Here is an 8,568-nt window from a genome sequence, read left to right as displayed (position 1 = left end):
TCCGCCGAGTGCTCACACTACTTCAAAAACTCCGGCTATGACCGAAACTAATCTCATCCCGCTCTAGCGACTTTGCCGCCGCCCACCTCCATCTTGAACGAGCCTGCCACTATTTGCGCGGCGATGACGAGACGAGCCGCACGGCTCGTGCGGCTCTGGATATCCTGATTGATGCAATTACCGCAGCCCAGTACAAGCGTCCGCCCGCAGACGTGGTGGAATTTCCCAGAGCGGCAACGCAGCGATAGTCGGCGAACCGGCCAGGAGGGCCTACGAAACCAGCCGATCGATCGCCTGCGTCAGCAGGCGATTTCCCTCGGGACCGGAGAGGTCAAGCGTCTGATCCCTCCGCTGTGCATTTCGAACCCGAACCGCACTCTTATGCCTCTGTTGCTGGAGTTGAGGCGAACGTATTCTCGTTGCGGTCCAATGTCTGAAATTTTCTCGGGGAGGAGATTGCGATGGCTGAGGCAGCACGTCACGACGCTTGGCAGGCCGGGGATAGCTATGACCTCTATATGGGGCGATGGAGCCGTCAGATCGCCCCGCTGTTTCTGAATTGGCTCGATCCGGCAAAAGGGCTGGATTGGCTGGAGGTGGGTTGCGGAACCGGGGTGCTTTCGGCAGCCATCATGGCGTGCTGCAACCCCAGCAGCCTGGTGTCGATAGACCCGTCGGAGGGTTTTCTCGCCAAGGCGCGTGCAAACGTGCCGGACGAACGTGTCGAGTTTCTCGCAGGCGATGCGCAGGCGTTGTCTGTCGAATCGGGCAGCAAGGACATGGTCGTGTCGGCGCTCGTTCTCAACTTCATCCCCGACAAGCAAAAGGCGCTTGCCGAGATGAGGCGGGTGGCCCGCCCCGGAGCGACGATCGGGTTCTATGTGTGGGATTACCCTGGCGGCGGGGTGGAATTCATGCGGGCCTTCTGGACCGCTGCGACCGCGCTTGACCCCGGCGCCATCGACCTTACCGAAGACAGGCGTTTTCCATTTTGCACACAAGATGGATTGACCGATCTCGCTGAGAAGGCGGGCCTGGTTTCCATCGACTCCACGCGGATTGAAATGCCGGCCGTATTCAAGGACTTTGAAGACTATTGGCACCCCTTCACCCTGGGTGCAGGGCCGGCGCCCGGCTATTGCATGAGTCTCGCCCCCGCAGCTCGCCAGAAATTGATGGAGAGGCTCCGCGATAGTCTGCCGCGCGGCAAGGAGGGGTCCATTCCCCTGAAAACCAGAGCCTGGGCAGTCAAGGCCAAGGTTTGAGCGCGAGCCCGCGCCAGACCGGCAGGCCGCCGACCATAGACTGTCCTGCGCAAAGTTCGGGTTGACCGGCGTTGTACGCGAAGCGACTATTCGTCTGGACAGCCGAGATGCAGACTGCGCGAGGAGATTACGATGGACGAGCCCGATCGGTGGCGTCACATGTCGAGCGCGCCAAGGGATGGCAGCCGAATCCTGGTCACGGTTCGGCCGTCGGAACAGGGGCCGGCGGAAGTCGACCTGGCTTACTGGTCTCGAGCCGACCAGTTCGGCAGTGAGGGCTGGCGCGCTTCCGACTCGTCTCCAGGACGCGTGGTTGAATACGCCGAACCCGAGCTGAAGTGCTGGATGCCGCTGCCGACAGCCAATCTGAGCAAGGGTTCATTGCCCAGCCCCTGGGACGAAGAAGATGTCCCGCTGCTGGATGGGTCGGGGATATGAGGCTGGCTGTCGCGGTCGTCACAGGACAGCGTTGGGGCCGAAGCTGCCAATCACCCCCTTGTGGGCCCTTGTGGGGGAGATGCCAAGTTTTGGCAAAGAAGGCAGGACAAAGGGGGCGCCGTAGAGCGACGCCAACCTCAATAGCGACCGAGCAGCGCCCCCCCCTCTGTCCTGCCTTACATCTCCCCCACAAGTGGGGAGATTGGCAGCTTCACCCGTCGGCTCCTTCTCTTCAAGCTTGCCTCAGAGCCTCAGAACAGGAATGCTGCCGTGACGGGGCTCGGCCCGGTGCGGCCGTCTGATGAATCCATGCCTCGAATGAGCTCGAGGTCTGCCCCGTCCAGCTCGAAATCGAGGACATCGAAGTTAGCTGCGATGCGGTCCTGGTGGATCGACTTTGGAATGACGATCAGCCCCTCCTGAAGGTGCCATCTGATGATCACCTGCGCCACGGATTTGCGGTGTTTTCCGGCGATCTTTTCGAGGGTCGGATCGCTCAACAGCCGGCCGCTGCCCAGCGGGCTCCAGCTTTCGATGCGGATGTTGTGCGTGCCATGAAATTCCCTGATGTGGCGCTGTTGAAACCGGGGATGCAGTTCGATCTGGTTGACCGAGGGCGTGACTCCGGTTTCGCCGATGATCCGCTCCAGATGGTCCTGGTTGAAATTCGAAACCCCGATCGACCTGATCCGGCCGCCATTCCTGAGTTCGATCAGGGTCTTCCACGCCTCGACATATTTGCCCTGGCTGGGCACTGGCCAGTGGATCAGGAACAGGTCGATCTGATCGATGCCGAGCTTGTTCATCGTCTCGTCGAAAGCCCGAAGGGCGGCGTCGCGCTGATGTGCGCCGTTGCGCAGCTTCGAGGTGATGAACAATTCGCTTCTCGGCACGCCACCAGTGCGGATCGCCTGCCCGACGCCTTCCTCGTTCCGGTAGCCTTCGGCGGTGGCGATCAATCTGTAGCCGGCCTCGATCCCCCAACTCACAATCTTGGCCGTGATGGCCGGATCGACTTGCCACACGCCAAGGCCGATCTGGGGAATGGCTGAGCCGTCGTTCAATGTGATCTGTTCAGGCTTACTTGGTGTAATCTGTTCAGGCATGCTCAGGTCCTTCTGCATCGTTTAGCCCAGCGCAGCGCTTATCTGGGCGCGGCATCCGCCAATGCCCAGTCGACAGGTGGAGGCAAGTCCGGCCCAGGCAGCCAAGATTGCAACCGCTAGCGCGATGCCGTCCTTGCCATCGCAAACCTGGCTACGTCACCGAGCGATCACGGGTTCCATCCGCCGCTGCCGTATTGACGGGTAATGATTTCGAGAAGATGACCGTTCGGGTCCTCGAAATAAACGCCGCGGCCGCCGTCGTGGTGATTGATCTCGCCCGGCTGCGTCCGGCCAGGGTCGGCCCAGTACGGGAGATCCCGTTCACGAATCCTACCGAAGATCTCGTCGAACTCGGCTTCGCTGACCAGGAAGGCGTAATGCTGCGGCCTGATTTCGCCGCCGGTATCCATGTAGTCGAGGTTGGCACCGTTTTCGGTCGTGACCATCTGGAAAGGCCCCCAGCGCCTCGGGGCTGGAAGGCCAAGCATTTCCGCCAGGAACTTTGCCGACGCCTCGCTGTTGCGGGCCGGCAGTATTGTATGGTTGAAATCGATAGCCATGCGATCACTCCCTTTGATCTCTCCTCGCACGTCGTCGTTCCACGACTGAAGCGATGCTGCACGAGATGGGGTCGAAGGCCATGATGCTCAAGCCGGCGTGGCAACATGCCCGATGACCTGCACGGGGTCAGCCTGATGAATACGGGCGATGATCATTTCGCCGCTATCCGGCACCTCGCCGGTCAAGCCGGTGATGTTGACCTGATGCGTGACAAGGACGGCTGGTCCGCCGAAACGCTGCCCGCGAAGCCAGGCCAAAAGAGCGGCGGTGCGCTTCTCGCCGGCCGAACTGTCGCCAAAGAATGAATTGAGCAGCTCGAGAGGCACAACTTCGCCGATCCCGAGCAGGCGAGCGGTGTCGAGGCAACGACACCACTGGCTCGAATAGACGGCTGCCGTCGAGATGCCATTCGCACGGAACAGGTCGCCGATTGCGCGGGACTGCGCACGACCTTCTTCCGACAGATTCCGCTGGGTGCTGCAATCACCGAGCCTGAAGCCAGGCGGATCGCCGGAGCCTGGGGCCGCGGCATGGCGCAGCAAGGCAATGGCTTCTCCGGATCGCAGGGCTGACCAGAGCGGCTCGGTGGCGCGTGCCTTGCCGAAGGCAGCCGCTCCGAGCGACAGGACAAGAAATCGCCGACGTCCAATTCGCATGTTGCTTCTCACCTTTCCGATAGCGGCTTTGGCAAGTGCCGGCAATTTCTCGATAGAGTGCGCGCTTACTGTTCGTCTCTATCGGCCCCGCTGCCGGAGGACATCGGCCAGTTCCGCCTTGATCAGAGGGCCGGCTTCAAGTTCGAGCGGGTCGGTCATCCGGTGGATGTCGGCCGAACCGGAACAATGATATCCTGCGGGGAGCATTCGGGGAGGCGACTGCATTGACCGAGAGCTTGGAAGCCGAAGAGGCGAGAGGTTGGTCGAATCTGCTGCTCGCGGCAGAAAGGGGCGATGCGGAGGCCGTTCAAGCGGAATTGGCGGCCGGCGCCAATATCAACGAGGCGGACGGCGGCGGCTGGTCAGCCCTTCATCTCGCAGCCCTCAATGCCCGCACCGCGGCGGTCGAGGCGTTGATCGAACACCCAGCAATCGATGTGAATTCCAGAAACAAATGGAAGAGCACGCCTTTGAGCCTTGCTTCTGCCAAGGGCCACTACGCCTCTATTTTAGCCCTGGTGAAACATCCCGAAATAGAGATCGATGCAAGAGCCGACTACTGCGGCAGAACGGCCCTTATTGAAGCAGCAAAGAACGGGCATCTGGATGTCGTTAAGTTGCTTGTCGAGAATGGCGCCGACGTGAATCTTACTGACAAGACCGGAAGAAACAACGCGCTTATCGAGGCTATCAAGGGACGGCACTACGAGGTCGCGGGATACCTGCTTGATTCTCGGAAAATGAACTTTCTCAACAAGGATATGAGACTGAACGCCCTGATCTGGGCTGGAAGCTGCCATAACCCTCAACTCATCGAAAAGCTGGAAGTCTCGATTCATTCTTTCTTCGAAGGCAAGTGAAGGTCCCGCTTCCGCCACAGTGACCATGTCCGTGGTCTTGCACTGGCCGAATGTCCTCGATCGCCGCAGGCCGCCTGTGGAGCTCCCTACCGAAATCATTCAACCAATCGGTTGACAATCAGAAAGCGTGACTCTATATTCAACTACATGGTTGAATTAGAGACACCCCAGATCGACGCGGTTTTTCATGCCCTTGGCGACGCCACCCGCCGGCGGATGCTTCGCGACCTCGCCGGCGGCGAGCGAACGGTAAGCCAGCTGGCGGAACCCTTCGCCATGTCGCTGGCGGCGGCCTCCAAGCACATCAAGGCGCTGGAGAATGCCGGGCTTATTCGTCGAGAGGTGAGGGGCCGCACGCATCTTTGTCGCCTCGAACCCGGACCGCTGGCCAGCGCCCACCAATGGCTGGGCTTCTACGAGCGCTTCTGGACCAACCGTCTCGACGTTCTCGAACGTCTCCTTCACGAGGAGGACGCACGAAAAGCCCAGGATGATTCCAGGAAATCGCCCACCTCAAAAGAAGGAGACGACTAATGAACCAGATGAAAAACATCGAAGCCTATGGCGAGCTGACCGAGCCCGCCACGTTCACCATCCAGCGGCTTTTGCCCGGCCCCATCGAGCGGGTCTGGGCCTATCTCACCGAGAGTGACCTGCGTCGGCAGTGGATGGCCGCGGGCCAGATGGAAATGGAGGCCGGCACGTCGTTCGAGTTCGTCTGGCGTAACGACGAGCTGACCGACCCGCCCGGCCAGCGCCCTGCGGGCTTTCCCGAAGAGCATCGGATGGAGGGCCGGATCACAGAGCTCGATCCGCCTTACAATCTCGCCATCACCTGGGGAAACACCGGCGGCGTTTCCTTCTTGCTGGAGCCGAAGGGCAACAATGTGCTGCTCACCGTCGTCCATCGCCGGCTGCCGGAACGCGCAATCCAGCTCAACGTCACCGCCGGCTGGCACATGCACCTCGACATGCTGGCCGCCCGCCTTGCGGGCAAGACACCTACCTCGTTCTGGGATGGCTGGAGCCGCCTGCGGGAAGAATACGACCGCCGCCTGCCGGCCTGACACGATCGCGTCGGCCACCCCTGAAGTCACCGCCCAGCCTCCACCGGCATCGGCCTTGGAGGCTCGCACACCAGCAACGAACCGACGATGAAACGTGCTTGCATTTCGCAAGCCCGATGGAGGAAGTCATGCGCAAATTGATCACCGGAATGAAGGTTTCCGTCGACGGCAAGATGGAGGGACCCGAGGGTTACGCCGATTGGGTCGACGCGTGGTCGGAGGAGTATGGGCTGACGCCGCAAATCGATGCCTGCCTGCTCGGGAGCGTCATGTACGCCGGCTACGAGCGCTACTGGAGCGCGATCCAGAATGAGCCGGACAAGCCGCTGCCGATGACCGGCAAATTGCCGACGCCGGCGGAGCTCGAATGGGCCCGCTTTGCCGAACAGACCCCGCATCATGTGCTGTCGAACACAATGACCTCAGCGGCCTGGCCAAAGACGCGCTTCATGCGGAGGCTCGAAGACATCGCTGCCCTCAAGCAGCAGCCGGGCAAGGCTATCTATCTCATGGGCGGTGCGCGAATGACCGCGAGCCTGATCGATGCCGGGCTGGTGGATGAACTGCGGCTGATCGTCTATCCGCTGCTCGTCGGCGAAGGGAAGGGGCTGTTTGGAGCAACGCAAAATCGTCGTGGGCTCGAACTGCGGAAGGTTCAGCAGCTCACGGATGGGCGCGTGAGCCTGGTCTATGGAATTGGCTAACTCAGCCGGTCTTCGCAGATTTCGCAGCGCTGCCCGGCTGAAATTTGTTCCTGAAAGGCGCGTCGCAGGTCAGAGCGAAACCGATAGCCCGCCGTCAACGGCCAGTACATGTCCGTTGACGTAGGCGGCAGCGTTGGAGGCGAGAAACACCACGGCTCCGCCGAGCTCCTCAGGCTGGGCCCAGCGGCCCGCCGGGGTTCGTGTCTCGACCCATTTGGTGAAGGCCTCGTCGCTCATAAGCGCGGTATTGAGCTCGGTAGCGAAATAGCCGGGGGCGATCGCGTTGACGGTGATGCCGTGACGGCCCAGCTCAGCGGCCGTGGAGCGTGTCAGCCCGTGTAGGCCCGCCTTTGCCGCCACATAGGCGTGAATGGTGGGACGGCCAAGTATCGCTGCAACCGATCCGGTGTTTATTATGCGCCCGAACTTGTTTGGCAGCATCAGGCGCACCGCGTCGCGCATCATGCGGAAGCAGGCCGAGAGGTTGACGGCAATCACATGGTCGAAATCCTCGTCCTGCCATTCGACCAACTGACTTCGATGCTGGATGCCGGCGTTGTTGACCAGAATATCGAGGCGGCCGTGGCGTTCGACGATTCCTTCCAGCGACGCCCTTGAGATCGCTGCGTCGGTGACATCGAATGGCAGCGCTTCGGCCCCGATGCTTTCGGCCGCTGCGGCGAGGGCGGCCGGATCGCGGGCATTGACGATCACCGTCGCGCCGTTTTCCGCAAGTGCCTTGGCCATTGCGAAGCCGAGACCACGCGAAGCACCCGTGACCAACGCGACACGGCCGTTGAGCGAGAATAATTCCGACATTGAGATCCCCTAGGAAAAGGGCGGGAGTTTCCTCCCGCCCAATAGCACTATTTGGCGATGCAGGTATCCGCTGTCTCCGGAGTGCAAATGTCAAGGCCGGTGTAGGTCGGGTCGGCCGGCGGAGCCTTGCCGTCCTTCATGTCCTTCAGTGCCATCATCGTTTTGTAGCCCATTTCGAACGGCCGCTGGCCGACCTGGCCAAGCGAGAAACCTTCCTTCATCTGGTCGATCTGCACGGGAAGCGTGTCGGCGACGACCAGCGCCAGGGCCTTCGAGGCGATCTTGTCCTTGTACGGTGCGACCGCGGCGCGGTTGGCGTCGGGGATGAACTGCGGGAAGCCGCCGGTTGGGATGAACGCGTCGAGGTTCGGGTTTTTCGCCATGATGTCCTCGAACTGCTGCACCGAGCGCGGGAAGTCATCGTCGGTGTAGAGTGGGCAGCCATCGATCTCGGTCCAGCCGTTCTGTCCGGTCAGACGGTCGCCGGGTGAGGCAGCCGATTTGGTCCCCGAGAGCGTGTCGCGAATGCCTTGCATGCGCTCATTGTGGTTGGCCGCCGCCGCGCCACCCGACTGGATACAGATCGTGCCGCCTTTGGGCTTGATCTGCATGGCGAGCTTGGCGAGGTTCGCGCCGATCTCATAATTGTGCGTGCCGATATAGGCGACGCGCAGATCCTTGTTCTCGGGCAGGAGGTCGGAGTCCCAGGTGAGGACCGGGATGCCGGCCTCCTTGGCGGCCTGCAGCGCAACCGCCATGGCCGCGGCGTTCGATGGCGACACGGCGATGCCGTCCACCTTCTTGGCCACGAGATCCTGCACGATCTGTACCTGCTCATCGCCGCCGCCATGCTCGCCGGGGCCAATATACATGCACTCCAGGGCACCATTCGATTCGGCTTCGGCCTTCTTGCAGCCGTCGCGTGCCTGGTCGAAGAAAGGATTGTTCATGTTCTTCGGCACCAGGGCGAAGGTGTATTTCGCCTCGGCACCGGAAACGGCGAGCACCATTGCGCCAAGCGTGACGGCCGCCGTCAGCAGATGTTTTTTCATGTGATGTTCTCCTCCTTGGTGTGATGTCCCGCAGGCCTCC

At 61.3% G+C, this 8,568-nt stretch carries 11 protein-coding genes; 6 read left to right on the top strand and 5 right to left on the bottom strand.

The window, feature by feature from the left end; translation table 11 throughout:
- The first annotated feature begins 461 nt into the window (after window positions 1–461).
- Together ACWUKX_RS28765 and ACWUKX_RS28760 are read left to right on the top strand one after the other, a co-directional pair.
- Window positions 462–1,265 (top strand): class I SAM-dependent methyltransferase, encoded by an 804-nt coding sequence (locus ACWUKX_RS28765; RefSeq protein ID WP_456010057.1) that lies wholly within the window; start codon window positions 462–464, stop codon window positions 1,263–1,265.
- A gap of 132 nt (window positions 1,266–1,397) precedes the next feature.
- A complete protein-coding gene (locus tag ACWUKX_RS28760) occupies window positions 1,398–1,703 on the top strand; it encodes a hypothetical protein (protein WP_023799134.1) in 306 nt (101 codons plus the stop codon).
- Window positions 1,704–1,954: 251 nt separating this feature from the next.
- Here ACWUKX_RS28760 and ACWUKX_RS28755 read toward each other — a convergent pair whose 3' ends face one another.
- The 3 genes from ACWUKX_RS28755 to ACWUKX_RS28745 form a co-directional block, all read right to left on the bottom strand.
- Window positions 1,955–2,809 (bottom strand): aldo/keto reductase, encoded by an 855-nt coding sequence (locus tag ACWUKX_RS28755; RefSeq protein WP_456010056.1) that lies wholly within the window; start codon window positions 2,807–2,809, stop codon window positions 1,955–1,957.
- 167 nt (window positions 2,810–2,976) lie between these two features.
- Entirely contained in the window at window positions 2,977–3,369 is a 393-nt protein-coding gene (locus ACWUKX_RS28750) for a VOC family protein (protein ID WP_455841337.1), read from the bottom strand.
- An 87-nt stretch (window positions 3,370–3,456) separates the two neighbouring features.
- Window positions 3,457–4,026 (bottom strand): histidine phosphatase family protein, encoded by a 570-nt coding sequence (locus ACWUKX_RS28745; RefSeq protein WP_456010055.1) that lies wholly within the window; start codon window positions 4,024–4,026, stop codon window positions 3,457–3,459.
- Between the two features lie 224 nt (window positions 4,027–4,250).
- On the opposite strand from ACWUKX_RS28745, the gene ACWUKX_RS28740 reads away from it, so the two are divergent.
- The 4 genes from ACWUKX_RS28740 to ACWUKX_RS28725 all read left to right on the top strand — a co-directional run bounded on the left by ACWUKX_RS28740 (window position 4,251) and on the right by ACWUKX_RS28725 (window position 6,657).
- On the top strand, window positions 4,251–4,886 hold the full coding sequence (locus ACWUKX_RS28740; RefSeq protein WP_456010054.1) for an ankyrin repeat domain-containing protein: 636 nt from the start codon (window positions 4,251–4,253) through the stop codon (window positions 4,884–4,886).
- 147 nt (window positions 4,887–5,033) lie between these two features.
- Window positions 5,034–5,420: an ArsR/SmtB family transcription factor gene (locus ACWUKX_RS28735; RefSeq protein WP_456010053.1), complete on the top strand. Its 387-nt coding sequence runs from the start codon at window positions 5,034–5,036 to the stop codon at window positions 5,418–5,420.
- Window positions 5,420–5,953, top strand: a complete 534-nt coding sequence (locus ACWUKX_RS28730; protein ID WP_456010052.1) for an SRPBCC family protein — start codon at window positions 5,420–5,422, stop codon at window positions 5,951–5,953. The genes ACWUKX_RS28735 and ACWUKX_RS28730 overlap by 1 nt, the downstream gene beginning before the upstream one ends.
- Window positions 5,954–6,081: 128 nt before the next feature.
- Window positions 6,082–6,657 carry a dihydrofolate reductase family protein gene (locus ACWUKX_RS28725; RefSeq protein ID WP_456010051.1) on the top strand — a complete coding sequence of 192 codons (576 nt, stop codon included), beginning with the start codon at window positions 6,082–6,084 and terminating at the stop codon, window positions 6,655–6,657.
- Window positions 6,658–6,726: 69 nt separating this feature from the next.
- On the opposite strand, the gene ACWUKX_RS28720 is transcribed toward ACWUKX_RS28725, so the two are convergent.
- Both ACWUKX_RS28720 and ACWUKX_RS28715 read right to left on the bottom strand, forming a co-directional pair.
- Entirely contained in the window at window positions 6,727–7,476 is a 750-nt protein-coding gene (locus ACWUKX_RS28720) for a glucose 1-dehydrogenase (RefSeq protein WP_455841341.1), read from the bottom strand.
- 47 nt (window positions 7,477–7,523) lie between these two features.
- Complete coding sequence (locus ACWUKX_RS28715; RefSeq protein ID WP_029351095.1) at window positions 7,524–8,528, bottom strand: sugar-binding protein; 1,005 nt, start codon at window positions 8,526–8,528, stop codon at window positions 7,524–7,526.
- Between the last annotated feature and the right edge of the window lie 40 nt (window positions 8,529–8,568).

Source organism: Mesorhizobium sp. f-mel, assembly GCF_053850215.1.
Note: the sequence above shows the minus strand (reverse complement) of the source record. Positions and strands in the feature narration are given on the sequence as shown.